The 26,261-nt window shown below is 60.5% G+C and carries 25 protein-coding genes and 2 pseudogenes; 7 read left to right on the forward strand and 20 right to left on the reverse strand.

Going from position 1 to position 26,261, the window contains the following annotated elements; genetic code table 11:
• Nucleotides 1-121 precede the first annotated feature (121 nt).
• Complete coding sequence (locus tag AC3ITY_RS11455; RefSeq protein ID WP_489309153.1) at nucleotides 122-1,042, forward strand: LysR family transcriptional regulator; 921 nt, start codon at nucleotides 122-124, stop codon at nucleotides 1,040-1,042.
• A 63-nt stretch (nucleotides 1,043-1,105) separates the two neighbouring features.
• Here the strand turns inward: AC3ITY_RS11455 and AC3ITY_RS11460 are convergent, their stop codons facing one another.
• From AC3ITY_RS11460 to AC3ITY_RS11535, 16 genes are all read right to left on the reverse strand, one after another.
• Complete coding sequence (locus AC3ITY_RS11460; RefSeq protein ID WP_489305208.1) at nucleotides 1,106-2,410, reverse strand: IS4 family transposase; 1,305 nt, start codon at nucleotides 2,408-2,410, stop codon at nucleotides 1,106-1,108.
• A 910-nt stretch (nucleotides 2,411-3,320) separates the two neighbouring features.
• Nucleotides 3,321-3,884, reverse strand: coding sequence for an NUDIX hydrolase (locus tag AC3ITY_RS11465; protein ID WP_489309155.1), 564 nt, complete (start codon nucleotides 3,882-3,884; stop codon nucleotides 3,321-3,323).
• Between the two features lies 1 nt (nucleotide 3,885).
• Nucleotides 3,886-4,638, reverse strand: coding sequence for a GntR family transcriptional regulator (locus AC3ITY_RS11470; protein ID WP_015095667.1), 753 nt, complete (start codon nucleotides 4,636-4,638; stop codon nucleotides 3,886-3,888).
• Nucleotides 4,639-4,726: 88 nt separating this feature from the next.
• Entirely contained in the window at nucleotides 4,727-5,116 is a 390-nt protein-coding gene (locus AC3ITY_RS11475; protein WP_007991919.1) for a carboxymuconolactone decarboxylase family protein, read from the reverse strand.
• Nucleotides 5,117-5,135: 19 nt separating this feature from the next.
• On the reverse strand, nucleotides 5,136-6,587 hold the full coding sequence (locus AC3ITY_RS11480; protein ID WP_489309157.1) for an NAD-dependent succinate-semialdehyde dehydrogenase: 1,452 nt from the start codon (nucleotides 6,585-6,587) through the stop codon (nucleotides 5,136-5,138).
• Between the two features lie 154 nt (nucleotides 6,588-6,741).
• The gene (locus AC3ITY_RS11485) at nucleotides 6,742-7,227 is read right to left on the reverse strand and encodes a flavin reductase family protein (RefSeq protein ID WP_489309159.1); all 486 of its coding nucleotides are present in this window, start codon (nucleotides 7,225-7,227) and stop codon (nucleotides 6,742-6,744) included.
• A 12-nt stretch (nucleotides 7,228-7,239) separates the two neighbouring features.
• Nucleotides 7,240-8,721 carry an aldehyde dehydrogenase gene (locus AC3ITY_RS11490; protein ID WP_056723954.1) on the reverse strand — a complete coding sequence of 494 codons (1,482 nt, stop codon included), beginning with the start codon at nucleotides 8,719-8,721 and terminating at the stop codon, nucleotides 7,240-7,242.
• Complete coding sequence (locus AC3ITY_RS11495; RefSeq protein WP_489309161.1) at nucleotides 8,718-9,551, reverse strand: alpha/beta fold hydrolase; 834 nt, start codon at nucleotides 9,549-9,551, stop codon at nucleotides 8,718-8,720. Before AC3ITY_RS11495 ends, AC3ITY_RS11490 begins: the two co-directional genes overlap by 4 nt.
• 44 nt (nucleotides 9,552-9,595) lie before the next feature.
• Nucleotides 9,596-10,186, reverse strand: a complete 591-nt coding sequence (locus AC3ITY_RS11500) for an amino acid synthesis family protein (RefSeq protein WP_007978708.1) — start codon at nucleotides 10,184-10,186, stop codon at nucleotides 9,596-9,598.
• A gap of 186 nt (nucleotides 10,187-10,372) precedes the next feature.
• Nucleotides 10,373-10,813: a hypothetical protein gene (locus AC3ITY_RS11505; protein WP_489309164.1), complete on the reverse strand. Its 441-nt coding sequence runs from the start codon at nucleotides 10,811-10,813 to the stop codon at nucleotides 10,373-10,375.
• 100 nt (nucleotides 10,814-10,913) lie between these two features.
• A complete protein-coding gene (locus AC3ITY_RS11510) occupies nucleotides 10,914-12,371 on the reverse strand; it encodes an efflux transporter outer membrane subunit (RefSeq protein ID WP_489309166.1) in 1,458 nt (485 codons plus the stop codon).
• Entirely contained in the window at nucleotides 12,368-14,425 is a 2,058-nt protein-coding gene (locus AC3ITY_RS11515) for an FUSC family protein (protein ID WP_489309168.1), read from the reverse strand. The genes AC3ITY_RS11510 and AC3ITY_RS11515 overlap by 4 nt, the downstream gene beginning before the upstream one ends.
• 37 nt (nucleotides 14,426-14,462) lie before the next feature.
• A complete protein-coding gene (mdtN, locus tag AC3ITY_RS11520; RefSeq protein ID WP_489309170.1) occupies nucleotides 14,463-15,482 on the reverse strand; it encodes a multidrug transporter subunit MdtN in 1,020 nt (339 codons plus the stop codon).
• A gap of 15 nt (nucleotides 15,483-15,497) precedes the next feature.
• The gene (locus AC3ITY_RS11525; protein WP_223458264.1) at nucleotides 15,498-15,761 is read right to left on the reverse strand and encodes a YtcA family lipoprotein; all 264 of its coding nucleotides are present in this window, start codon (nucleotides 15,759-15,761) and stop codon (nucleotides 15,498-15,500) included.
• 202 nt (nucleotides 15,762-15,963) lie between these two features.
• Entirely contained in the window at nucleotides 15,964-16,596 is a 633-nt protein-coding gene (locus AC3ITY_RS11530) for a response regulator (protein WP_223458262.1), read from the reverse strand.
• Nucleotides 16,597-16,628: 32 nt separating this feature from the next.
• The gene (locus tag AC3ITY_RS11535) at nucleotides 16,629-17,993 is read right to left on the reverse strand and encodes a cache domain-containing protein (protein ID WP_489309173.1); all 1,365 of its coding nucleotides are present in this window, start codon (nucleotides 17,991-17,993) and stop codon (nucleotides 16,629-16,631) included.
• A 401-nt stretch (nucleotides 17,994-18,394) separates the two neighbouring features.
• On the opposite strand from AC3ITY_RS11535, the gene AC3ITY_RS11540 reads away from it, so the two are divergent.
• The 3 genes from AC3ITY_RS11540 to AC3ITY_RS11550 all read left to right on the forward strand — a co-directional run bounded on the left by AC3ITY_RS11540 (nucleotide 18,395) and on the right by AC3ITY_RS11550 (nucleotide 22,181).
• Nucleotides 18,395-20,452 (forward strand): carbon starvation CstA family protein, encoded by a 2,058-nt coding sequence (locus AC3ITY_RS11540; RefSeq protein ID WP_489309175.1) that lies wholly within the window; start codon nucleotides 18,395-18,397, stop codon nucleotides 20,450-20,452.
• A gap of 2 nt (nucleotides 20,453-20,454) precedes the next feature.
• Nucleotides 20,455-20,652: a YbdD/YjiX family protein gene (locus AC3ITY_RS11545; protein WP_007976534.1), complete on the forward strand. Its 198-nt coding sequence runs from the start codon at nucleotides 20,455-20,457 to the stop codon at nucleotides 20,650-20,652.
• Nucleotides 20,653-20,756: 104 nt separating this feature from the next.
• Nucleotides 20,757-22,181 carry an IS1182 family transposase gene (locus AC3ITY_RS11550; protein ID WP_489305654.1) on the forward strand — a complete coding sequence of 475 codons (1,425 nt, stop codon included), beginning with the start codon at nucleotides 20,757-20,759 and terminating at the stop codon, nucleotides 22,179-22,181.
• Between the two features lie 140 nt (nucleotides 22,182-22,321).
• Here the strand turns inward: AC3ITY_RS11550 and AC3ITY_RS11555 are convergent, their stop codons facing one another.
• Nucleotides 22,322-22,528 (reverse strand): hypothetical protein, encoded by a 207-nt coding sequence (locus AC3ITY_RS11555; RefSeq protein WP_489309177.1) that lies wholly within the window; start codon nucleotides 22,526-22,528, stop codon nucleotides 22,322-22,324.
• 309 nt (nucleotides 22,529-22,837) lie between these two features.
• On the opposite strand from AC3ITY_RS11555, the gene katG reads away from it, so the two are divergent.
• Nucleotides 22,838-25,033, forward strand: a complete 2,196-nt coding sequence (gene katG, locus AC3ITY_RS11560; RefSeq protein WP_489309179.1) for a catalase/peroxidase HPI — start codon at nucleotides 22,838-22,840, stop codon at nucleotides 25,031-25,033.
• On the opposite strand, the pseudogene AC3ITY_RS11565 reads toward katG, so the two are convergent.
• A pseudogene (locus AC3ITY_RS11565) lies at nucleotides 24,972-25,205 on the reverse strand (hypothetical protein); the annotation flags it as partial. The gene katG and the pseudogene AC3ITY_RS11565 sit on opposite strands and share 62 nt — an antisense overlap.
• 5 nt (nucleotides 25,206-25,210) lie before the next feature.
• Entirely contained in the window at nucleotides 25,211-25,552 is a 342-nt protein-coding gene (locus AC3ITY_RS11570) for a hypothetical protein (RefSeq protein WP_489309181.1), read from the reverse strand.
• A gap of 99 nt (nucleotides 25,553-25,651) precedes the next feature.
• Here AC3ITY_RS11570 and AC3ITY_RS11575 point away from each other — a divergent pair, with 99 nt between their 5' ends.
• The gene (locus tag AC3ITY_RS11575) at nucleotides 25,652-25,840 is read left to right on the forward strand and encodes a hypothetical protein (protein ID WP_489309183.1); all 189 of its coding nucleotides are present in this window, start codon (nucleotides 25,652-25,654) and stop codon (nucleotides 25,838-25,840) included.
• Here AC3ITY_RS11575 and AC3ITY_RS11580 read toward each other — a convergent pair.
• Nucleotides 25,829-26,011 (reverse strand): hypothetical protein, encoded by a 183-nt coding sequence (locus AC3ITY_RS11580; RefSeq protein ID WP_223458196.1) that lies wholly within the window; start codon nucleotides 26,009-26,011, stop codon nucleotides 25,829-25,831. The two genes, AC3ITY_RS11575 and AC3ITY_RS11580, sit on opposite strands and share 12 nt — an antisense overlap.
• Before the next feature lie 131 nt (nucleotides 26,012-26,142).
• Here AC3ITY_RS11580 and AC3ITY_RS11585 point away from each other — a divergent pair.
• A pseudogene (locus AC3ITY_RS11585) lies at nucleotides 26,143-26,259 on the forward strand (cell wall hydrolase); the annotation flags it as partial.
• Nucleotides 26,260-26,261 lie beyond the last annotated feature (2 nt).

A 26,261-nucleotide genomic window follows, 5' to 3' on the forward strand; every position in this document is an offset into this window, starting at 1 on the left:
AAGGCTCTGGCTTGCGAGTTAATCGTTGTTAATTCCTCGCTCACCGCGGGAAGTCTTGGGTAAAGTCAGACACAATTCTCATCCTCGCGCCTGGCCGAACACACACAAGGAACCCGTGCCTATGAACCGTAACGATCTGCGTCGCGTCGACATGAACCTGCTGGTGATTTTCGAGGCCCTGATGTTCGAAAAGAACCTGACCCGCGTCGCGGAAAAACTGTTCATGGGCCAACCGGCGGTGAGCGCCGCGCTGGGGCGTTTGCGCGATCTGTTCGACGACCCGTTGCTGCTGCGCAATGGTCGCGGCATGGAACCGACGGCGCGTGCGTTGGCGATTCTCAAGGAGTTGCAACCGGCGATGGATACCATTTCCGGCGCGGTCAGCCGGGCCAGGGAGTTCGATCCGGCGACCAGTTGCGATGTGTTTCGCATCGGGCTGTCGGACGATGCCGAGTTCGGTTTGTTTCCACCGTTGCTGCGTCAGTTGCAAGAGGAAGCGCCGGGCATCGTCGTGGTCGTGCGGCGGGCCAATTACCTGTTGATGCCGGCGCTGCTGGCGTCGGGGGAAATCTCGGTGGGCGTGAGTTACACCACGGATCTGCCGGCCAATGCCAAGCGCAAGAAGCTGCGCGATATCCCCTGCAAGGTGCTGCGTGGCGACACCCGGCCGGGGACGCTGACCCTGGATGAGTACTGTGAGCGGCCCCATGCGATGGTGTCGTTTTCCGGCGACCTGAGCGGCAACATCGATCTGGATTTGGCGAAGGTCGGGCGTAGTCGTCGTGTGGTGCTGGGGGTGCCGCAGTTCAGTGGATTGCGGGCGTTGCTCGCGGGGACCGAGATGATTGCCACCGTGCCGGATTATGCGGCGTGTGCGTTGGTCGAGGGGTGTGGGTTGCGGGCCGAGGATCCGCCGTTCGGGATTGAGGCGGCGCACTTGTCGATGGCCTGGAGCGGGGTGCATGACAATGATCCGGCGGAACGGTGGTTGCGGTCGCGGATTGGTCAGTTCATGTCTTTGGCTTTGGATATTCCTTCCTGACCGAGTGCATATCCGTTGCTGCGGTAACGGCGGCTGGCGGTTTCGCCCTTACGGCCAGCCCTTTCAAGGTGTTTTCCCTTTATGGGCCTTAAGCACCCGATCCGTCGACACATGAGCGTGCGCAGCTTTGCCGTCCAGCCACTCCTTGGGTTTGGCGATTTTGGGACCACGTATGCTTTTGGCCACTTGCTTGGGCTTGATATTCCTGGCGAGCGCCAACAGTCGCGTTGCCAGCGTTTCTAAGGTCGTTTGAAGTGTCAGGTAATCTGAGGGCAGTGCGATCTGCATGCCCTCGTATCCGCTACGCACTTGTACCGTCAGGTGGAAGATCGAAGCTTCCCAGCCTTCGGGCAATGTCTCGCGATGAGCCTGTTCCACGCTGCGTTTGAGCACTGCCAGGACGTTGTAGGCCAGGATCGCCGAGGCAAAACCCAGCAACGCCGCCCGCGGAGCGCCAAGGCTTTCGATTTCACTGTCCAGCACCGATTCCAGGCGCTGGAACATCCCTTCGATACTCCAGCGACGACGGTATAACTCGGCGATCTGCCCGGCGCTGACGGTGTCTGGCAAGTTGCTCCAGAACCACATCACAGTGTCGCCTGAGTCAGTAGGTGTCTGTAGGTTCAGTTCAACTCGACGCCAGCGGTGACCACCTTTGAGTTCGATGATTTGCTCGCGCACCGTTGCGGATTCGATGGCCACAGATTCTTGCCAGCCGCCTTCCTCAATCAACCGTGGATGTTTGCTTTGCTGGCGAATAATGAACGAAGCCCCCGCTTCCTCGCAGGCTTGCATGACGGGCAGCGTGCAGTACAGCCGATCGGCCATCCATAGCTGGCCCTTAGTGGCGTGGGCCAACAGCGGCAGCACGCTGACGCGCTCACTGGCGTAGGCATCCTCGCATGGCTGCAAGTCGACGATCTGATCGAGGTCCGGGTCGTAGACCACTACTGAAAACCCTGGTCGCGCCGCACCTCGCTCACGCCGCAAAGCCCCCAAGCGTTTTTCAGTAGAAGGCAGGTGGTTGCCGTCGACAATGCGCAGCTGCCAGCCGGGCAAAATGGCTGAGCAGCCCAACTCTTTTATCGTCGGAGCCAGGCGCTCGGCGCTTCCTGTAACCAACGCCCGCAGCAACGCGGGCTCTGTGCGGCTGACCTTGTCATAGAGCGCCGCCAACGTAACCGGCAGCCCCTCCATTTGCCGGGCAGCGGCATGCAAAGAAGGGCGCAAACCCAATGAAACAAGGGACATCAGCTCAACGATGGTCGAAAACAAAAGCTCACGCGGGTACTGGCGTTGACGGTGTTCTTCAAACACCTGATCAACCCATTCGGCAGGAACAGCCTGCTCCAGTATCAATTTCGTCATGACACTGGCCGGTGTCTTTTTTTCAAACCGCGCTAGAACTTCTGCCCACATCGTTTTCGTCACCCTGACTGGTTTTTAGGGGATTCTAAACGAAGACCTTGAAAGGGCTGGCCCTTACGGCGAGTCACTTTTTTTACAAGCGCCTAAAAAAAGTAACCAAAAAAACGCTCGCCCCTTACGTACGGCCCCTCGCTTAGGCTCGGGGTTCCTTCGCTCCGGCATTCATCCGGGGGCATTGCCCTCCGGTCCGCTTCGCTCGACCTACATGCAATGTGTTCGACTGCGTCGAACGGCGCTGCGCGCCAATCCCCGGATGAACACCTCCGCTCAGCCTGCCGAGGGGGCGGGTGGATCAAGATCAAGAGCTGCAGGCGAGCTAACGCTCGGCCTGTTGAGTGGTGAAGAGCGTGGGTGTACGCCGCTCTGCCTTTGCTTTTCTGTGGGAGCGGCGGTGCGGCGATCCGACTTGCTCGCGAATGCGGCTTTTCAGGCAACATCAATGTTGAATGTGCCGGCCTCTTCGCGAGCAAGCCCGCTCCCATTTCATTAGTTGAGCAGTGTCAGGCGCAAAATCCATGTACATCCCCGCCCTCCTGTGGGAGCGAGCCTGCTCGCGAAGGCAGCCTGCCAGTCGACCAGGTACATCACAGACGAACGAACCCAACAATCAGGCCGGCCGGTAGGCCGCCTCGCTTTTGCTTTGGTTTTGGTTTTTGATCTTCTTGCCCCCTCGTGAGGCCCACGGAGCAGGACCGGAGCGAGGGCATGCCGAGCCTTGGCGAGGCACCGAACGTAAGGGGCAAGAGCCCTTGGTTACTTGGGGCTTTTCCAAGTAACCCGCTGTAAGAGCGGAACCCTAAGCGGCCGTTACCGCAGCAACGGATATGTACACGATCAAAAGCAAAGACTATCAGCGAATAAAGTGAATCTTCCCGCTGTCGTCATTGCCCATGTAGATGCCATACACCCCAGCCTGACGCTCCTCGATATAGCGCTCAAGGATCTGCCGGATCGCCGGATAATAGATGCTGTCCCAAGGAATGTCCTCAGGCGCGAAGAACTTGTAGTCGAGGGTTTCCGGCCCGTACTGCCCGGTAATCTCCAGCGCGATGGCGCGGAAGATGATGTACACCTCGCTGATCTGCGGCACGCTGAAGATCGAATAGGGCGAGACGATTTCCGCACGCACGCCGCTTTCTTCCCAGACCTCGCGCAAGGCCGCCTGCTCGGTGGTCTCGCCGCTTTCCATGAAGCCCGCCGGCAGCGTCCAGGTGCCCGGGCGCGGCGGAATCGCGCGTTGGCACAACAGGTACTTGCCGTCCTGCTCGATGATGCAGCCGGCAATGATCTTCGGATTGACGTAATGGATGTAGCCGCAACCGCGGCACATCAGGCGCTCGTGCGTATCGCCCGGCGGCAGCTGCTGACTGAGGTCAGCACTGCCGCACTTGGGGCAAAAGCTCGGGCTGAACATTTCAGCGACCTATGCGCGGTTCTTTCAGCGCGATGGGCAGGGTGATCGCCGGGATGTCGCCGGTTTCTTCCTGCTTGCGCTTGAGGTAGTCCAGGGCCACGGCCGCGGCTGCACGCACGTGGTCGACGCACGCCTGGTGGGCGGCCAGCGGGTCACCGCCCTTGATCGCCTCGACCATACGCTCCATTTCCTGGTTGCTGGCGCCGCGACGGTTTTCCTGGGACACCGAGGTCGCGCGCAGGTAGCTGATGCGTGCCTGCAACTGGCGCAGCTGAGTGGCCGCGACATGGTTGCCCGAGCCTTCGAGCAGCACATCGTAGAAACCCTGCACCGAGTCGATGACCTGTTGCAGCTCGCCGTCTTTCAACGCCTTGCGGTTTTCTTCGAGGGCTTTTTCCAGGGCCTTGATGTCCTTGGCCTTGGCGCGCAGGGTGAACAGTTGAACGATCAGCCCTTCGAGTACGCAGCGCAGCTCGTAGATGTCCACGGCATCGGCCAGGGTGATGATCGCGACACGCGGGCCCTTGGCGTCGGCGAATTCCACCAGGCCTTCGGATTCCAGGTGACGCAAGGCTTCGCGCACGGAAGTACGGCTGACGCCCAGGCGATCGCACAGATCGCGTTCGACCAGACGGTCTCCCGGCAGGAGCTGGAAGTTCATGATGGCGCTTCGCAGTTTATCCAGCACGATTTCGCGCAGGGTAACGGGGTTGCGATTGACCTTGAAGCTGTCGTCGAGTGGCAGGCGTTTCATGGGGTCCGCTCTGATTGTGGCTGTCCATGCAAAAAGAGCACTTCGATTACGGGAATCCATGTGCTCGGTCGGATCAAACAGCCAAGGGTTAACTGGAGGCCTCGGCATCGGCTTCGGCGAAGGCTTCACGGGCGAGCCGGAAACTGTCTACGGCAGCGGGGACACCGCAATAAATGCCGACCTGAAGCAGTATTTCGCGTATTTGCTCACGACTCAGGCCGTTACGCAAGGCGCCGCGCACATGCAGCTTGAGTTCATGGGGCCGGTTGAGGGCCGAGATCATCGCCAGGTTGATCATGCTGCGCTCCTTGAGCGACAAACCCTCACGACCCCAGACATGACCCCAACAATACTCGGTGACCATTTCCTGCAACGGTCGGGTGAAGTCGTCGGCGTTCTCGATGGAACGATTGACGTAGGCCTCACCCAGCACCTGGGTGCGGATCTTCAGGCCTTTTTCATACTTTTCGTTGTTCATTTGCGTAGCTCCCGTGGGCTCAGAGGCCGCCCATCAAGGTGTATTTGAGTTCCAGGTAATCCTCGATGCCGTATTTCGACCCTTCACGGCCCAGCCCTGAGGACTTGATGCCGCCGAATGGCGCGACTTCGGTGGAAATCAGCCCTTCGTTGATCCCGACCATGCCGTATTCCAGCGCCTCGCTCATGCGCCAGGCGCGGCCCAGGTCGCGGGTGTAGCAGTAGGCGGCGAGGCCGAATTCGGTGTCGTTGGCCATCTCGACGGCTTGGGCCTCGGTGTCGAAACGGAACACCGCTGCCAGCGGGCCGAAGGTTTCTTCTTGGGCGACTTTCATTTGCGTGGTAACGCCCGCCAAAACGGTTGGCTGAAAGAAGCCGTTGCCCAACGCATGGCGTTCGCCGCCGCACAGCAGTCGTGCACCCTGGGCCAGTGCGTCTTGCACGTGGTCTTCGACCTTGGCCACGGCACGCTCGTTGATCAGCGGCCCTTGGGTGACGCCATCATCGAAACCGCTGCCGACCTTGAGTTGCGAAACCCGCTCGGCCAGGCGTGCGACAAAGGCGTCGTGGATGCCGTCCTGCACCAGGAAGCGATTGACGCAGACGCAGGTCTGCCCGGCGTTGCGGAATTTGGCGATCAGCGCGCCTTCAACGGCACGTTCCAGATCGGCGTCATCGAAGACAATGAACGGCGCGTTACCGCCCAGTTCCAGCGAGACTTTTTTCAGGGTCGGCGCGCACTGGGCCATCAGCAGCTTGCCGATGGCGGTGGAGCCGGTGAACGACAGTTTGCGCACCAGGCTGCTGCTGGTCAGCTCGCCACCGATGGCGATGGCGTCGCCGGTAATCACGTTGAAAATGCCCGCTGGTATGCCAGCCTGTTCCGCCAGTGCGGCCATGGCCAGTGCCGAGAACGGCGTTTCCGGCGCCGGTTTGACGATGCACGGGCAGCCGGCCGCCAGCGCCGGGCCGGCCTTGCGGGTGATCATCGCCGCCGGGAAGTTCCACGGCGTGATGGCGGCGACGACGCCAATCGGCTCCTTGCTGACCACGATGCGTGCGTCGCCCTTGTGGCTGGGAATGGTGTCGCCGTAGATGCGCTTGGCCTCTTCGGCGAACCACTCGATGAAGCTCGCGGCGTAGAGGATTTCGCCTTTGGCTTCAGCCAGTGGCTTGCCTTGTTCGAGGGTGAGGATTTGTGCCAGGGCGTCGGCATTCTCCAGCATCAAGGCATGCCAGCGTTTGAGCGTATTGCTGCGCTCCTTGGCGGTCAGTGCGCGCCAGGCCGGCCAGGCCTTGTCGGCGGACTCGATAGCCAGGCGTGCGTGTTCGGCGCCGAGGTTCGGCACCCGGCCGATGAGTTCTCCGGTGGCCGGGTTGAAAATGTCCTGACAGGCGCCATCCGGCGCGTCCAGCCATTGGCCGTTGATGAAGGCTTGCTGGCGGAACAGTAACGAGGCTGCTGGGCTCATGCCGGCTCCTGAAAAAAGGGGGATTACCTGTAGGAGCGAGCTTGCTCGCGAAAAAACCGAGAACGCCAAGGGCTGTCAGTCAGCACGCGTTATCGTTCACGACCATCGTCGGAACGCCGCCCGGAGCAAGCTCGCTCCTACAAAAAACTATGCATCAGGCCAGGGTGGGCAGCGGCCCCAGCTTGCCTTTGTGGTAGATCATCGGCGTGACCGGTTGCGCGGGCAGGATCAGGTTCTTCACCGCGCCGACGATGATCGCGTGATCACCTCCGTCGTATTCGCGCCACAGTTCACACTCGATGATCGCCGTGGCCTTGGCGAGGATCGGGTTACCCAGATCGCTCAGGTGCCACTCGATACCTTTGGCCTTGTCCTTGCCTTTACCGGCGAAGGCATAGGCTTCGGCGGTCTGGTCGGCGGACAGCAGATGAATCGCAAACTGCTTGCTGTCGCGCAGTACCGGGTAGGTGTCGGAGCCGTAGTTGGGGCAGAACAGCACCAGTGCCGGGTCGATCGACAACGCACTGAAGGCGCTGGCGGTGATGCCGACGATGCCGCCGTCCGGGTCGAGGGTGGTGACCACCGTGACCCCGGACGGGAACGAGCTCATCACGTCTTTGTAAATGCCGGGTTCGATCATTTTCCAGGACTCCTAGCGCATCACGAAGGGATCAGGCATAGGCGCCTGGGACAGGTTGATCCACACCGTTTTCAGCTCGGTGTAGGCCAGCACCGAATCGATGCCGCTTTCGCGTCCATAGCCGCTGTTCTTGAAACCGCCGATCGGCGCCATGGCCGAGACTGCGCGGTAGGTGTTGACCCAGATGATCCCCGAACGCACGTCCCGGGCCAGGCGATGGGCGCGGCCCAGGTCGCGGGTCCAGATGCCGGCCGCGAGGCCGAACTGCGAGTCGTTGGCAATCGCCAGCGCTTCGGCTTCGTCCTTGAAACGGATGACCGAGGCCACCGGGCCAAAGACTTCTTCCTGCATGATCTTCATCGAATTGCGGTCGCATTCGAACAGCGTCGGTTCGTAGAACCAGCCATCGCCCAGATTCTCCGGACGCTTGCCGCCCAGGCGCAGGCGCGCACCTTCGGCGATGGCATCGGCCACCAGGCCTTCGACCACGGCCAGTTGCTGCGCGGTGGCCATCGGGCCCATTTCGCTGCTGTCGTCCTGCGGGTTGCCGATGCGGATGCGCTGGGCGCGTTCCACCAGACGACCGACGAACTCGTCGTAGATCTCGTCCTGCACCAGCAAGCGCGAACCGGACACGCAGCTCTGCCCGGAGGCGGCATAGATCCCGGCGATGGCGCCGTTGATCGCGCTGTCGAGGTCGGCGTCGGCGAAGATGATGTTCGGCGATTTACCCCCCAGTTCCAGCGACAGTTTGGCGAAGTTCTCCGCGCTGCTGCGCACCACATGCCGCGCCGTGGCCGCGCCGCCGGTGAAGGCGATCTTGCGGATCAGCGGATGGCGGGTGAGGGCGGCGCCGGTGCTCGGGCCGTAACCGGTGACGACGTTGACCACCCCTGGCGGAATCCCGGCTTCCAGCGCCAGGCGCGCCAGTTCGAGGATGGTCGCCGAGGCGTGTTCCGACGGCTTGATCACGATGGTGTTGCCCGCCGCGAGGGCCGGGGCGAGTTTGATCGCGGTCAGGTACAGCGGGCTGTTCCACGGAATGATCGCGGCGACCACGCCCATGGCTTCGTGCACGGTGTAGGCAAACAGGTCCGGCTTGTCCAGCGGCAGGGTGCCGCCTTCGAGCTTGTCCGCCAGGCCTGCGGTGTAGTGGAAGAACTCCGGCAGATAGCCAACCTGGCCACGGGTTTCGCGGATCAGCTTGCCGTTGTCGCGGCTTTCCAGCTGCGCCAGTTGTTCTTTGTTCTCGGCGATCAGGTCGCCCAGGCGTCGCAGCAATTTGCCGCGAGCGGTGGCGGTCAAACCGCGCCATGCCGGGCTGTCGAAAGCGGTTTGCGCAGCTTGTACGGCGCGCTCGACGTCGGCTTCGTCGGCATCGGGCAGTTCGGCCCAAGGCTCGGCCAGCGCCGGGTTGAGGCTTTCGAAGGTCTTGCCGGACAGGGCATCGACCCATTCACCGCCGATGCACATCTGGAAGCGTGCGAGTGTCATGCAACGATCCCCTTGATCTGGTTTTGTTTGGAGTGCGCGGTCTGCAGAAACTCCAGCAACAGCTGGTTGACCAGGCGCGGCGACTCTACCGGCATCATATGCCGTTGCTCGGCGAGCACGGCAACGGTCGCACCGGGAATGCGTTCGGCCAGTTGTCTGGCCATTTCCGGGGTCGAGCCGGGGTCCAGTTCGCCGGTGGCGATCAGCGTCGGCACCTGGATGCTGGCCAGGTCGTCGGCGCGGTACATGTCCTGGGTGGCGAACAGTTCATAAGTGGTCAGGTAACCCTGCGGGTCATTGCCGGCCAGGGTCTGGCGAATCGCGGCGATCTGCGCCGGATTCGCCGCCTGGTATTCGCGGCTGAACCAGCGCGACAGCGCCGCTTCGGCATTGGCGTCCGGCCCGTGTTCGGCGGCCTGGCTGGTGCGGGCGATGACCCCCGCGCGCTGTTCGGCGCTGCGGTTGAACACACTGTTGAGCACCACCAGGCCTTCCAGGCGTTGCGGGTAGTGCAGGGCAAAGGCCCGCGCCACCAGCCCGCCCATGGAAAAGCCGATCACCGTTGCCTTGGGCAATTGCAGGTGGTCGAGCAACTCCAGCAACTGGTCGGCATAGCCGAGCAGCGGCGTGCCGCTTTCCGGGCGCGGGCTGGCGCCATGGCCGAGCATGTCGTAGGCGATGACGCGGTACTGCGTGGCCAGGCCAACGATCTGGCCGCCCCACATTTCTTTGTTCAGGCCCACGCCGTGGATCAAGACCACGGGCTGGCCTTGGCCGGTCGCCAGGTAACTGGTGCCAGCCGGGGTGAGTTCAGCGGTGAGCCGAATCATGGAGCGCTCCTGCAATGCCTTCTTGTTGTCGTTCTGCTGGCCGGTTACTGGGCTTTTTCGGCTGCCAGTTCTTCCAGGTCGATGTAGCGGTTGCCGATGCGCGGGTGCAGGCGGCCGCCGTCGGCGCAACCCAGGACCACGACGATTTCGTCGGCACGCGGGGCGTCTTCGATCTGCATTTCCAGGGTGATGTAGTGCGAACGCAGGCCTTCGTCGTCCTTGTGCATCATCGGGATCTGGATCGAGGTGCCCGGGCCGCCGCGCTTGTTGGTGAAGCTCAAGTAGCTCTTGGCCTTGACCGCTTCGCGGTAATGGTTGCCGAAGCGCAGGGTGTGGATCACCGCCGAAGCGTGTTCGATTTCGCCGTCGGCGCCGACCACCGCAGCCTTGCCGTAAGCCTCGATTTTCTCGGCTCCGCCAATGATGCCCACCAGGCGCTCGACCATCAGCGCGCCGAGGTCGGAGCAGTTGGCGCGGATCTGTGGTTTCAGGTCTTCGACGAAACCGTTGCCCAGCCAGGGGTTCTTCATCACCACGGCCAGACCGACCATGGTCACGGGCTTATCGGTGGCTTTGCCGCCTTCAATAAAGGTTTCTTCGACATAGCTGACGATCTTGCGGATTTCGAAACTCATGAGCTGCTCCGTAGAGGTTTGGGTGTCTGTGCGTCTGATGGTATACCATAATACCGATGACGCAAGCCCCTCGGATGAGTTTCTGGTCGGATGGCGATGAAAAGGGAGGGGGGGCAAAAAAACTTATAAAAAAACCCGGCTGATGAGGCCGGGTTTTTCGTTGGGTACCGCAGTCAAGCCAAGCATTCAGGCAGTGCGGTTCTGGATCAGGTGATCGGAACCACCTTCGGCGACGCGATTGCCATTCAGGTGATCGGAGCCGTCAGCGGCAACGCGGTTGCCATTCAGGTGATCGGAGCCGTCAGCGGCAACGCGGTTGCCATTCAGGTGATCGGAGCCGTCAGCGGCAACGCGGTTGCCATTCAGGTGATCGGAGCCGTCAGCTGCAACGCGGTTGCCGTTCAGGTGATCAGAACCATCAGCCGCTACACGATTCTCGATCAGACGGTCGGAACCATCAGCCGCTACACGATTCTCGATCAGGCGATCGGAACCACCCTCGGCCACACGGCTTTCAATCAGACGATCCGAGCCGCCTTCAGCGACTACAGGCTGAGCAGAAGTAGCGGCAAAAGCGTTCACTGCAAAAACCGAGAAAGCGATACTGAGGATGGTTTGGCGTTTCATGATGGTGTGCTCCGGGTCTTATTGGGTGGGTATGGAGCAGATGTTACGCCGGAGATTTTTTAAGAGAACTTCATTGAATCAATGGTGACTATCGACGTAGTCAATGATCCGCTGCAATGACGTTGCTGGAGTGATACCCACCTCCCAGCGCCTTGATCAGGGCAATCTCGCTTTCCAGCCGCTGCCCCTGCAACAAGGCAAGGCCGCTATGCTCGGCCAACAGCGGCAGGTTCGACTCAAGCGCTGTCACCCTGTCCAGCAGGCCGCGCTGATAATGCGCCGTGGCACTGTCGCGATTGAAGCGCATATTGCCGATGCGCGATTGCTGCAGTTGCTCCTGCGTCTCCAACCCCTGCTGCTTGCTGCCGGCCACGGCGACATCGCGTACGGCGTCGAGTACGGCCTGGTTGTACTGATACACCAGGCCATTGCTCAAGCTACGGGCGGTGGCCAGTTCGGCATTGAGGCGGCCGCCGTCGAAGATCGGCAGGGTCAGCCCCGGTATGAGGTTGATCTGCCGGCTGCCATGGGCCCACAAATCGCCCATGTGCAGGGCGTCGGCGCCGTAAAAGGCTTTGATGTCGAAGCTGGGGTAGAAGGCCGCCTTGGCCGCGTCGATGTTCGAATAGGACGCCTGCACCAGCCATCGCAAGGCCTGCAGGTCAGGTCGCCTGGCCAACAGTTCGTAACCCAGGCTATCGGGCACCCCATAAATGTGCTCCGGTAACGTGCGCGGTGCCAGCGGCAAGGTGACGTCGGCCCCCACGCCGAGCAGTGCGCGCATGGCCTCGCGCAGTTGCCATACCTGGCTGCGCAGGGAGACCACCTGGCGATCGATCAGTGCCTGGTTGCTCAACGCCTGCTGTTTCAGCGGCTGCGACTCCAGACCACGCTCGATACGTGCCTGATGGGCGGCCACCACCTCGGCAGTGATGGCCGACATGTGTTGCAAGTCGTCGAGTAGCTGCTGTGCGGTCTGGATCTGGAAATACAGCATGGCCACATTGCTCGAGACCTCCAGTTCGACCCAGGCCTCTTCAGCCTGACGCGCATTGTGAACCCCCAGGGCGGCGTCGACCTGGGCTCGTTGGCGTCCCCAGAGATCCAGTTGGTAGGCTCCGCCGAGACCCACCACACCCTCGGTGTACCAAGGGCCGGTGAGCCCGAGGGCGGGCTCATTCTGGGCGAAGGGTCCGAGGAAGCCGTTGGCGGAGACGTGTTGGCGGTTGACCAGTGCGATTAATTGGACCTGCACGCCCGTCAAGGATTTCACGGTGTCGGCCTGGGCCCGAGCCTGGTCGATATGGCTGCGGGCGATCGCGATGCCGGGGGCTTGGGCGAAGGCCATTTCAATCAGTTGGTTCAGTTGCGGATCGTTGTATCGCTTCCACCAACTCGCCTCTGGCCAACCCTCACGGGCCAGGTGCAGGTCGTCAGCCAGACGGAGTTCTGTCGGGTCCCGTTGCGCTGCCAGGTGGCCTTCTTCGCGGATCAGTGCACAGCCACCCAGTAACAGGCACAGGCCGAGCAGCCATGCACAATGAGCGTGTCTGTTCATGGGCTCGGCTCCGAGAGGGCACCCTGCTCATAGCGTTGCCAGTCCGGTAGCGAATCCAGCAGGTGGTGCAACGTGCGCAGGCCATGCAACAGGGCTTCGGCGTTCACGCCAACTCCCGCCATCGTAACGTCGAGCGCAGGCAAGGCCTCAAGCGCTGTGCCCCGGGTTTGCAGGTGCAAGGCATATTGCTCCAGCCAGTCACTCATTTCCTGTTGCTGCTCGTCCAGCCAGCGCTGCGTTGGTGCCGGGAGCTGTGCTTCGAGCACTACCCGATTGCGCTGCAATTGGTCAGTCAGCAGGAGGACCTCCCGCGCCTTGGCGAGCAGCGTCTGGGTGAACAGCGTCAGCTCCTCATGCTCACCCTGATGCCAGCCGGGCTCCAGGGCTACCCGCGCCAGCATGGCCTCGCACTCGGCGAGCTGGCGCCAACTGCGCAGGCTCTGCTCGTGCAGGCGGTCAGATGGGTCTCCCGGTGCCAATGCCGGTGGGCGCAACAGCGCGGCGATCTCGTGCAGGGCATCCGCCAGGCGTCGGCGCAGACTGTCGCCTTCGCTTTCCGGCCAAAGCACGCCGTGCACCAGAGTGCTGACCAGCACGCCGATCAGGATGCCCACCAACCGGTCGCGGACTTCCGTGAGGTCGTTGCTCGGGCCAAACTGTTCGAGCAGGGCCAGCGCGAAGCAAAACATGATCTGCAGACCGGCATAGCTGATGCGCTCGGAGCCCGCGGCGACCCATGCGCCGAGGGCGATTACCGGCAGGCTCATCGCCAGCAGGCCGACCAGCGTCTCGATGTGCGGAACAACGAAAACGATACACAGCAGCGCCAGCGCGCTGCCCATCAGACAGCCGCCGATCCGCAGCAAGCCCTTTTGGGTCGAGGCGCCGAGGCTGGGCAAGGCGATGATGACGCAGGTCAGCATCACTGTGTGGATGCCCGGCCAGTCCACGCCGTTGTAGAACACGTAACAGATCAGCGTGGCCAGCCAGGTCTTGAAGGCGAAGCGCAGGTAATTGGGGTTGCTGAAAGCATCGCGTACGAGCAAGGGGTCCTTGGCGGTCGGAGCACCGGAGGGCGTGGCATGTTCGACAGTGGCCAAGGCGCGCAAGGCGTCGCGCATTTCTTCCAGTGCCGGGGGGGCCAGTAACCGTTGCAAGGCTTCACTGCTCAGTACTGGCGGTTGCGACAGGTTATCGGTGTCGATGGCTGCGGCCAGAGCCGCGCAATCCTGGCGCAACGCCACAAGGGCCTCGGTGTCGTCGCCATTGGACTTCAGCGCGGCAGCTGCCGCATACAAACGAGAAACACAGGTGATCAACGCCAGTTGTTCGATCTCCCGGGTTTCCTTCACGGGGGCGCGCATGCTGGCGAACTTCAGGAGTTTGTGCAGGCTGAGCACCCCTTGCTGGACTTCCACCGCGCTGATCCGCGCCGTTTCCATATGCCCTTCACCCAGCGCGGCCAAGCGCGCATCGACCTGTGCCAGTTGCCTGCGCATCGTTTCGCGCAATTGCCGCTGGGGCTCTTTGGGCAACAACACGGTGTTCACCAGCAAAGTCACCAGGGTCGGGTAGACCACCGCCATCCACACCCATAGGCAACCACGCAACAGCAGTTCCGGTTGTGCAGTGAGGTCCACCAGGCTCTGCACGTAAATGGTGACGATGGCCACCACGAAAAACAGCGGGCCGAGGCGTGTTGCGCGCATGGCGAACACACTGACGAGGAACACCGCGCTCGCGCAGAGGATGCGCAGCAACGGGTAGCCGTAGGTGAACTTGAGCAGGAGGATGGCGATGCCGATGGCGATGGTCGCGCTGACCATGAACAGGATGCCGGCCATGCGCGTCAGCACCAGGTTACTTTGGCTGACGAAAAACACCAGGATCAGCGACAGCGCCAGCAGCGGCACTTCCAGGCTCATGGAGAGGATGATCACCAGCGCGCAGGCCAACACGTTACGCAACAGTGCGTTGCCACGTCCTGGAAAGGGCGCAAGCTCTGCGTCAAGGAAGCGCCAGAAGCGTCGCTCCCAGGTTAGCGCAGCACTCATTGCGGCGAGTCCCCATCTTGACCCGCATGGATCAAGACTACAGCCGATGCGCCGATGCGCCGATGCGGAACAGGTTCGGATCGGGTTGGTCGACGCGGATGCGTACCGGAAAACGCTGTGCCACCCGCACCCAGTTGATGGTCCGAGCGACCTTCGGCAGCCCTGCGGCCTGGGCGCCGCCGTCATCCGGGAACACGCCGAAACCAATGGAATCGACGGTACCGCTGAAGGTGCGGCCGCTGTTGCCCATCAGGTAGAGGGTGCTGCGGCTGCCATTGCGGATCTTGTCCAGTTCGGTCTCGCGAAAGTTCGCCACCACGTACCAGCGACGCGTGTCGATCAGGCTGAAGAGGGGGTGACCGGCGGCAGCGAACTGGCCGTTGGAGGTGGTTAAACCGACGATGAGCCCGTCGAAGGGCGCACGCACCACGCTGTGTTCCAGGTCCAGCTCGGCGCGGGCTATCTCCGCTTGTATCACTGCGCGCTTGCTCACCAGTGCATCGACCCCGCTGACAGCCGCGGCAGCCTGTTTGGCCTGTAACAGCGCCGCATTCAATTCGGCACGAGCGCTCTTGGCGGCGGTGCGGGCCTGATCCACCTGTTCCGCGGAGACATAACCAGGCTTCAGCAAGGGCTCCATGCGCCGCAGCGTGTCGGCACTCTGCGCGGCGGCAGCCTTGGCGCGTTCGACACTGGCTGTCACCGCTTCGGAGTTGAACTGTTGGGCATCAACCTGACGCTGGCTCAGAATGATTTCCTTGTTCAGCGCTTGCAGTGAGGCCTGAGCCTGGTCCAGCACGTCCTGATACACCCGCGCGTCGATGCGCAGGAGTACGTCTCCCTGTTTCACCTGCTGGTTCTCGCGCACGGCCAGTTCTTCGATGCTGCCGCTCACTTCGGGGGTGACGTTTATGGTGTCGGCATACACGTAGGCATCATCGGTACGTGGGGTGGTGTCCAACCGCCAGACCACCCACAGCAGCATCACCAGCGTCAACCCGAGCAATACGAGAACGATCAAGCGTCGGGGCAGTTTGTTCACAGCGGATTCGCTCATGATGCAAGTCCCCGATCAATTCTGGAAAAACAGCAGCCAGGTGCTCATCGACAACAACGCGGTCAAAACCGGATAGGTCAGAACTGACGGCACCAGCCAGGCTGCGTAACCTGACCGTGCAAGCAGTGCCTGAAGCACAAAGGCCAGCAGCATGCCGGCGAGAATGCAGAACAGCCAATCGGGGAAGTAGGCCCCCAGAACTGGAATCGAAGGGGCATTGGAGCAGCCCGATAGCGGAACAATCAGCAACAGTGCCAACACGTTGTGTTCACGGCTCATTTGAGCTTCCACCCCATTGCAAAGCGGCAATTGGCCGATGCTACCTACATTGGCCTCGTGAAATGTAGTTAATTTTTGGCCAGTCACCTCGGATGGGCAGAGGATCCCAAGCGTTTTACCGGATCTGGAGTTGATACTGGTAGCTGCGTCGCTCAACGGATTCAAATCGGCCGTGTGAGCACGCCTGTTATTGGTTTGCCCATCACCGCGAAATAATCCCGTGATCAATGGCGTATTTGACCAGCGCTGCGGGTTTGTCAATGTTGAGTTTACGGCGGATGCTCAGGCGATGGGTTTCGACCGTGCGCACACTGATGTCCAACTCCCGCGCCATTTCCTTGTTGTTCAACCCTTGCGCCATCTTCGACAGTACCTGGCTTTCCCTCGGGGTCAGTTCGTTGTCGGTGTTCCTGTCGGCGATCAGCCGTTGGGCGATTTCGGCGCTGTAGAAGGTTCCGCCGCTGCTGATGGCTTCGATGGCGGCGATGATTTCCCGTGACGGGGCGTTCTTCAGCACGTAGCCGCTGGCGCCGGAGCGCACCGATTCACTGACGTATTCGTAATTGTCGTACATGCTCAGCACCAGCACCTTGAGCGACGGGTACTGGCTGCGCAGCACGCGGGTCAGCTCCAGGCCGTTCATGTCCGGCAGGCTGATGTCGACCAGCAGCAGGTCGGGCTGGCAGCGTCCGACCATCTCGATGGCCTCGGCGCCGTTTTCCGCTTCGCCGACCATTTCCAAAGGCGACATCACCGCCAGCAGCGCCTTGATGCCGTCGCGGACCAGGGAGTGATCGTCGACCAGGGCAACGCGGATCGGGGAGGGCAGGTTCATGGGAGGTTTCACTCTTGTAGTTTTGGGCCGGCTCAGGGTTTTGCGTCAGGTTTCATTGGCAGCCGTACGTCCAGCTCACTTCTGCCCGGCATCGAGATCAAATCGAAGCGTCCGCCAAAATGTTCGACGCGTTCGCGGATGTTACGCAAGCCAATGCCCGCCTGACGACGTTCGACCTGGGCGACGTTGAAACCGATGCCGTCATCGACCACCGTCAGCCGCACGGATTCGTCGCAACCGCGCAGGGTAATGGATACGTTCTTCGCCTGCGCATGGCGTTCGATATTGGTCAGGCCTTCCTGGACAATGCGGAACAGCGAAACAGCCGCGCCGTCGACCAGTTGGCAGTCGAATTCATTTTCGTCATAGGTCACGGTCAGCCCGCTGCGCTGCTCGAATTCGGCAGCCAATTGGCCGATGGCCGCCGGCAGGCCGAGAGTGTCGAGCAAGGATGAGCGCAGGTCATGGGAGAGGCTGCGGACTTCGCCGATGGCATCGCCCAAGCGCTCTGTGGCTTCTTTCAGCGTGTTCAAGCCCTTGTCGTGGGCTTGTCCGCGTTCCAGCAGATGGCTGGCCAGTTCGAACTGAAACTTGATCGAGACCAGCACCTGACTGATGCCGTCGTGCAGTTCACGGGACACCCGGGATCGTTCTTCCTCCTGCAGGCTGACAATGCGCTGGGTCAGGCGCTGCAGTTTCTTGTCCGCCAGCCGATGTTCGCTGACATTGAGGGTCATGCCGGTGGCGAACACGAACAGCACCGCGACCAGGGCGACCACGGCAATCGCCATCATGGTCTTGCGGATGCCCATGGCCACTTCGGCACGGGCTTGTTGGGTGGCGCGCTCGACGTCTTCGAGGTAGATGCCGGTGCCGAGCATCCAGCCCCAGCGATCGAGCATCACCACGTAGGCGAGCTTGTCGGTCACCTGGCCGGAGGAGGGTTTGTTCCAGGCGTAGCGTTGAAAACCTTCGCCGGATTGCGCGCTTTGCAGCAGCGCCTGGATCACCGGCAGGCCGTGGGGGTCTTTCATGTCCCACAGGTATTGGCCCACCAATTCCGATTGGCGCGCATGCATCAGGCTGCGGCCTTCGTGGTCGTAGACGAAGAAGTAGCCGTTGATGCCGAAGCTGAGCTTGCGCAGTTCTTCCAGCACTTGTTGCTGGGCGTGGACATCACCGTGGCCGTCGTCGTACAGCGGCGCGATCAGGCTCTGGGCCATTTCCACGTAGTTTTTAAGTTCCGCGCGCTTGCTCGCCAGAATGCTGTCTTCGATCAACTGCGCCTGTTGATCGCCCAATTGACGGTTGAGGGAAATCACCAGCGCGCAGATGACGGCAATGGCCAGCACCAGCGGCAGAATCCCGAGGGCGACGATCTTGTGTTTGAGCTGCATGTTGACTCCTGCCCGAACTGATGGGAAACGAAGGCCTGTAGGAGCGAGCTTGCTCGCGATGGTCGTTAACGAAAACGCATGTTCGCGGGATAGGCGCGGTGTTCCTGAGCCCATCGTCGGAACGCCGCCCGGAGCAAGCTCGCTCCTACAGGTTTCTGGCATCAGGCGAAGGTCGGCATCATAGGCCAAAGACAAGCTGGCCGAGTAGCGTTGCTGGACGGAGTGACCGGTGGAATTCAGGGTCGGAACGGCTCATCTACGTAGAACTACGTAGACACCACGTACGTAGTAACGCGGATTTATTTGTGGACGGCATGCGCAGATATTGGGCCAGCTCCGCACCGCGGACACAATTATAAAAATTACCGCCGCAGTCACTGGCTGTCGGCAGGAGACACGCTATGCCCCGTCTGGCTAAACACCTCGCCTGGTTTGCCGTGGCTGTCCTGGGAGCGATTGCGCTGAGTGTCGTGGCCTTGCGCCGCGGCGAAGCGATCAACGCCCTGTGGATCGTAGTCGCAGCCGTCGCCATCTACCTTGTTGCCTACCGCTACTACAGCCTGTTCATCGCCAATAAAGTGATGCAGCTCGATCCCAATCGGGCCACGCCGGCTGTGCTCAACAACGATGGTCTGGACTACGTGCCGACCAACAAACACGTGCTGTTCGGTCACCACTTCGCCGCCATTGCCGGCGCGGGTCCGCTGGTCGGCCCGGTTCTGGCGGCGCAGATGGGCTACCTGCCCGGCACGCTGTGGCTGATCGCCGGCGTGGTACTGGCCGGTGCGGTGCAGGACTTCATGGTCCTGTTCATGTCCACCCGCCGCAATGGCCGCTCCCTGGGCGACATGGTCCGCGAGGAAATGGGCCGCATTCCCGGGACCATCGCGCTGTTCGGCTGCTTCCTGATCATGATCATCATCCTCGCGGTGCTGGCGCTGATCGTGGTGAAAGCCCTGGCCGAGAGCCCGTGGGGGATTTTCACGGTGATGGCGACCATCCCGATCGCGATGTTCATGGGCATCTACATGCGCTACATCCGCCCGGGCCGCATCGGTGAGATCTCGGTGATCGGCGTGCTGTTGCTGCTCGGTTCGATCTGGCTGGGCGGGCAGATTGCCGCTGACCCGGTGTGGGCCAAGGCCTTTACCTTTACCGGTCTTCAGATCACCTGGATGCTGATCGGTTACGGTTTTGTCGCAGCCGTGTTGCCGGTGTGGCTGATCCTGGCGCCCCGTGATTACCTCTCCACCTTCTTGAAGATCGGCACCATCGTCGCCCTGGCCATTGGCATCCTGGTGACCATGCCCGAGCTGAAAATGCCGGCCCTGACCCAGTTCATCGACGGCACCGGCCCGGTGTGGAAGGGCGGTCTGTTCCCGTTCCTGTTCATTACCATCGCCTGTGGCGCGGTGTCGGGTTTCCATGCGCTGATCGCTTCCGGCACCACGCCGAAGCTGCTCGCCAGTGAAGGGCATGCCCGTTACATCGGTTATGGCGGCATGCTGATGGAATCCTTCGTGGCGATCATGGCCATGGTCGCGGCTTCCGTGATCGATCCGGGTGTGTACTTCGCCATGAACAGCCCGGCTGCTGTAGTCGGTGCCGATGCGGTGGCCGTTGCACAAACCGTCAGCAGCTGGGGCTTCGCCATTACCCCTGAAGCCCTGCAAGCCGTAGCCCACGACATCGGTGAAACCACCATCCTGGCCCGTGCCGGTGGCGCGCCGACCCTGGCGGTGGGGATCGCGCAGATCCTGCACCACGTGTTGCCGGGCGAGAACACCATGGCGTTCTGGTACCACTTCGCGATCCTGTTCGAAGCGCTGTTCATCCTGACGGCGGTCGACGCCGGTACCCGTGCCGGGCGCTTCATGCTCCAGGATTTGCTCGGCTCGTTCGTGCCGGCCCTGCGTCGCACCGAGTCCTGGACCGCCAACCTGATCGCCACCGCCGGTTGCGTGGCCATGTGGGGGTATCTGCTGTACCAGGGCGTGATCGATCCGCTGGGCGGCATCAACACCTTGTGGCCGTTGTTCGGTATCTCCAACCAGATGCTGGCCGGTATCGCGCTGATGCTCGGCACCGTGGTGCTGATCAAGATGAAGCGCCAGCGTTATGTCTGGGTCACCTTGCTGCCGGCGGTCTGGTTGCTGATCTGCACCACCACCGCAGGTTTCATCAAGCTGTTCGATGCCAACCCGGCGATCGGCTTCCTCGCCCTGGCGAAGAAATACAGCGATGCCCTGGCCAACGGTCAGGTGCTGGCCCCGGCCAAGACCATTGACCAGATGCAACACGTGATCTTCAATGCCTACACCAACGCAACGCTGACCGCGCTGTTCCTGTTCGTGGTGTTCAGCATCCTGTTCTTTGCGCTCAAGGTCGGTATTGCCGCCTGGGGCACCAAGGAGCGTACGGACAAGGAAGCGCCATTCCACGCGCTGCCGGATGCCTGATCATGTTCAATGACTTGAGTCGCCTGGGTAAATACCTTGGTCAGGCCGCGCGCCTGATGGTCGGCATGCCCGACTACGACAACTACGTCGAGCATATGCAGACCAAACACCCGGACAAACCGGTGATGGACTACGAGGCGTTCTTCCGCGAACGCCAGGAGGCCCGTTACGGCAGTAAAGCCGGACCGAAGTGCTGTTGAGTGACATAAAAAAACCGGCTGAATCAGGCTGTGTGAAAACCTAGCAATCTGCGCGGCACTCAAAGAAAATGCTTCGTATCGAAAGATACGGAGCATTTTTCGTTATGGCCTACATCCAGGGACAGTCCCGCAGTCAGACCAGCCTATTTCCGGTCTCGCTGGAAGAGTTGATCCCCGAGGATCACCTCGTTCGCGTTATCGACCTTTACGTCGCCAAGCTGGATCTGGCGCGACTGGGCTTTGATAAAGCACTTCCTAAAAGTACCGGCCGGCCCTCTTACGATCCAGCCGATCAGCTAAAACTCTACCTCTACGGTTATTTCCAGCGGATCCGTTCATCACGGCGCCTCGAAGCCGAGTGTCAGCGCAATATCGAAGTGATGTGGCTGATCAATCGACTCAAGCCCGATTTCAAGACCATCGCCGACTTTCGTAAAGACAACAAACCCGCTTTCATCGCGACGTGCCGGGCCTTCGTCCAGTTTTGCCGCACGGCGGGTTTGATAACCGGCGAGTTGGTGGCCATTGATGGCAGCAAGTTTCAGGCGGTCGCCTCTTCACGGCGTCATACGAATTTGAAGCGGCTCCAACATCAAGAGCAGAAGCTGGAGAAGCGCATCGCCCAATATTTGGCAGAGCTGGACGAGGCAGATAAAACCGAAGCCGGCGAAAAGATTAACCGTAGTGCGATCAGAACGACTTTGACGCAACTTGAAGTCAGGCATTCCAATAACTTGACGTGCCAGGCGCTGATGAAATCGATGGAGCTTGAGCAATTCAATACCCACGAAAGCGATGCGCGAATGCTGCGAACGCACAAAGGGCCTCGGGTCGGGTACAACGTACAGACAGCCGTGGACGCTGAGAACTGCATGATCGTGCACCATGAAGTGACTCAGGACAGCGATGATCGCAAGCAACTTGAACCGATGGCCAAGGCCGCCAAGGAACAACTTTCGCAAGATGAACTGACGGTCACTGCAGATGCGGGCTACTCCAATGGCAAGCAGTTCCAGGCATGTGAGGATGAGAACATCACCGCTTATGTGCCTGTGGCGCGATCACTCAACTCCTGCGGCAAGGAACAGGCACTTTTCGATCGAACAGCATTTGCCTACGATGCGTCGCAAGATCGATATCAATGCCCTGCCGGAAAATGGCTGATCTTTAAACAGATCAGCAACAAAGGCCGGATCTACCAGTCGGCGCTCAGCGACTGTGCAAGCTGCCCGTTAAAAGCGCAATGCACCGAAGCCCAGCGCCGATACCTCTCACGCCATCTGCACGAAAAGGCATTCGAGCGAATGGAGCAGCGAATGCAGGCGCATCCCGACATGATGGTCAACCGCAGATCCATCGTCGAACATCCCTTCGGCAACCTTAAACAGTGGTTATTTGGTAATGCTCGCTTCTTGCTGCGACAGCTTGAAGGCGCGAGAGCTGAAATGGCCTTGGCAGTGAACGCCTACAACCTGAAAAGAGCGATTAACGTGTTAGGCGTGCGCCAGATGATGGCGTTGATGGGCTGAAAGGCCTTTTTTCGTCTGCTGTGAGCACAAAAGCAAACGCCCTGAACAAGTCGGGGCGTTTGTTGGAACCGTCATCAGCGTGTTTTCACACAGCCTGGAATAGCCGGTTTTTTATTGAGTGCGGGAGCGCCCTGAATGGCTCAGGCCGCGTGGTAATCCGAGTCGTCGCTGCCACTTTTGTCCTGGGGCATGGACGCATTGCCAACGTTTCGTTCATGAGTCTCATGATCCGGCCTGGCGATCTTGAGCGCCCGGTCGGCGACCTTGGCGTTATGCATCAGGCGACAGAACACGGCGGCGATGATGATCGACAGCATTGACCAGATGACAATGGCTTTGAGGAGCATGGCGAAACCTCTCGCGGCAAACAATTCTTACGATCGCCAGCGTCCATGCAGCAAAGGCTACCTATCCATTGTGGCAGGTGTTCATGATCTTGCATTTCCTTGCTGATTTGAACTGTTTATCAGCTATCTCCCAAGATGAAGCGACAGTTTCCCGGACCGGTACTTTAATGGATGTTCTGGAGCGACTGATCACTGGGCCGTCATAGCCTTAAGGCTATGGATCCCATACCGAAAAGCTATTTCTTCAATCGGTGATCCGGATCCACGCTTAAGGATGGTTAGCTGAAAACAAAATCAAGAGGAGATGCCATGTCAACTGAATCGAAATGCCCGTTCAATAACGCCGCTGGCGGTGGCACGACGAACCGCGACTGGTGGCCGAACCAACTGAACCTGAAGATCTTGAGTCAACACTCGCCCAAGTCTGACCCGTTGGGGGGCGACTTCAACTACGCCGAAGCCTTCAAGAGCCTGGACTTCCAGGCGCTGAAAAAAGACCTGACTGCGCTGATGACCGATTCCCAGGACTGGTGGCCAGCGGACTTCGGTCACTATGGGCCTTTCTTTATCCGCATGTCCTGGCACGCCGCAGGCACCTATCGCACCGGTGATGGCCGGGGCGGCGCCGGCTCCGGCCAGCAACGCTTTGCACCGCTCAACAGCTGGCCCGACAACGTCAGCCTCGACAAGGCCCGTCGGCTGCTCTGGCCGATCAAGCAAAAGTACGGCAACAAAATCTCCTGGGCTGACCTGATCGTCCTCGCCGGCAACGTTGCGCTGGATTCCATGGGCTTCAAGACCTTTGGTTTTTCCGGTGGCCGCCCGGATGTCTGGGAACCGGACGAAGATGTCTATTGGGGTTCGGAAAGCACGTGGCTGGGTGGCGACGTGCGTTATGGCAAAGATGCCGGGCAAGCTCCCGCAGAGCGCAATCTGGAAACCCCCCTCGCAGCCGTGCAGATGGGCCTGATTTACGTAAACCCCGAAGGCCCTGAAGGCAACTCTGATCCGGTCGCCGCCGGGAAGGACATCCGTGAAACCTTTGCGCGCATGGCCATGAATGACGAGGAAACCGTCGCCCTGATCGCGGGCGGTCACGCCTTCGGCAAAACCCACGGTGCCGGTACTGTCGACCATGTCGGACCTGAGCCCGAAGGCGCCGGCCTCGAACTGCAGGGCCTGGGCTGGAAGAGCACGTTCGGTACCGGTAAAGGTGGCGACACCATCTCCAGCGGCCTGGAAGTGACCTGGACGACCACGCCAACCCAGTGGAGCAACAACTACCTGGAGAATCTGTTCGGTTACGAATGGGAACTGACCAAGAGCCCGGCGGGGGCAAACCAGTGGAAGCCGAAAAGCGGCGCTGGCGTCGGCACCATTCCGGATGCCCATGATCCGTCCAGACGGCGTGATCCGACCATGCTGACCACGGACCTGTCGCTACGCTTCGACCCGATCTATGAGCCGATTTCGCGGCGCTTCCTGGCCAATCCAGACCAGTTGGCCGACGCCTTCGCCCGCGCCTGGTACAAGCTGATTCACCGTGACATGGGGCCGCTCTCACGCTACCTCGGCCCGGAAATGCCGAACGAAGAGCTGCTGTGGCAAGACCCGATCCCTGCCGTCGATCATCCGCTGGTCAGCGACAGCGATGTCGCCGCGCTCAAGGGCAAAATTGCGGCCTCGGGGCTGTCAGTCTCGCAGCTTGTATCTACAGCCTGGGCGGCAGCGTCGACGTTCCGTGGCTCCGATAAACGCGGCGGTGCCAACGGTGGGCGCTTGCGCCTGGCGCCACAGAAGTCCTGGCAGGCCAACCAGCCGGCGCAATTGGCGACGGTGCTGGCGAAACTTGAAAGCATCCAGGGCGAGTTCAACAGTGGCGGCAAGAAAATCTCCCTGGCCGACCTGATCGTGCTCGCCGGTGGCGTGGGCGTGGAACAGGCGGCGAAAAATGCCGGTCATAGCGTGACGGTGCCGTTCACCCCAGGGCGCATGGACGCCAGCCAGGAACAGACCGATGTCGACTCCTTCGGATTCCTTGAACCGATTGCCGACGGCTTCCGTAATTACCTGAAGCAACAGTACCGTGTGCCGGCCGAAAAATTGCTGATCGACAAGGCGCAACTGCTGACGCTCAGCGCGCCGGAAATGACGGTGTTACTGGGCGGCTTGCGCGTGTTGAACACCAATGTCGGCCAGAGCAGACATGGTGTGTTCACCACGCGTCCGGAAACCTTGACCAACGACTTCTTCACCAACCTGCTGGATATGGGCGTGGAGTGGAAGCCGGTATCGGATGCCCAGCAAGAGTATGAAGGGCGTGATCGCAAAACCGGTGCAGTGAAGTGGACGGGTACCCGGGTTGACCTGGTCTTTGGTTCCAATGCGCAGTTGCGTGCCTTGGCCGAATTCTATGCCAGCGCCGATGCACAGCAGAAATTCGTCAAGGACTTCGTCGCTGCGTGGACCAAAGTGATGAACCTGGATCGCTTTGACTTGAAATAGGAGAGGTTGACGTAACGTTGGGGCCGGCACGAGTGCCGGCCCCAACGACTGCTGAGGGCGTCCAGCGGCCATAAACCTTGGCGATCATGGTCCAGTCCTTGTGGCCGAGTTGCCTGGCTACCCACATTGGATTCTCGCCAGCAGATAGCATCATCGAGGCATAGGTGTGGCGATTCACTATGCCTGAATTCCTATCTCACCCTGTGCAGCTTGCAACGCTCGCTCCTCGGTCAGCGGCATGAAAATTGGCTGTGTATTGCTGGCGTGCAGGTAAAGAAAGTAGTGCCCGGATTCGACTAACAATACCCGATACAGTTCTGATGGCCGAAAGTTGTTGCCGATAAAAATACTTTCCTTGAGGATCTCGAAAGACTTGATCCCATGCTGTCGCATTGTGGTTTCAAAGGCTTCGTAAAGAACTTCTCGGCGGCGTCGATTGTTTCGAGCATTCAGCTTGAGAAAAAGCACGAACAGCACGGCATAACTGATAAGGAGTATCACAATTGCGCTAGTCCGCATGCGAGGAGCTCCATGTCCGCTCAATCGTTGTGCATCTCAGTGTAGGCGCGCTCCAGGTGTTCATCGCCCAATGGCAAGTGTCGCGACATTGGAGTCAGCATGACGAACGCAACCTGCCTGCGCCACGCGCTATCCATGAGTGCCGAGATCAACAAGGCTCTCGCGGATCTGGATGCAGCCATCGCCAAAGTGGTCAATGCCGCAAAGGCAGAGGGCCTCCCTCAGGGCCTGATTGCGCTGGCGAGGTGTGCCGCAGGTGAATGCGGCACAGATAAATCAAGGTGTTGAGTACTCAAGATAGAGTTTCTCAAGCGCTTCTTGGTACTTATCTCCAGATAGAGTTTCTTTAAGTATCGCCACCGCATCGAGTGCCTTAACTGCGGCCATAGTTTCGTTTTCTCCTCGATTGCGGGCGCGAAGCCTGGCTGCTGCGTACACAGCTTCTTCAGTCGTTGGCATTGCTTTGCCCTCGAAGGATTGAACCTCACTGATAGTCTCAACCCGCCACAATTTCAAGCATTAGAGAACCCCTATGACAACCAGGTAACCCGACTGGGAGGCAATCGAAAGCGGTCACTGACGCCGAGACTATCGAAGAGGCGTCCGATCAAGCAGCTGTAATCCTCGCCCACACGCTGTGGGGCGAGGCCGGCGGCGAATCCCTGGCCGGCCAGATCGCCGTGGCCTGGACCATTCGCAACCGCATGAA

The organism is Pseudomonas sp. GL_091, from assembly GCF_057837725.1.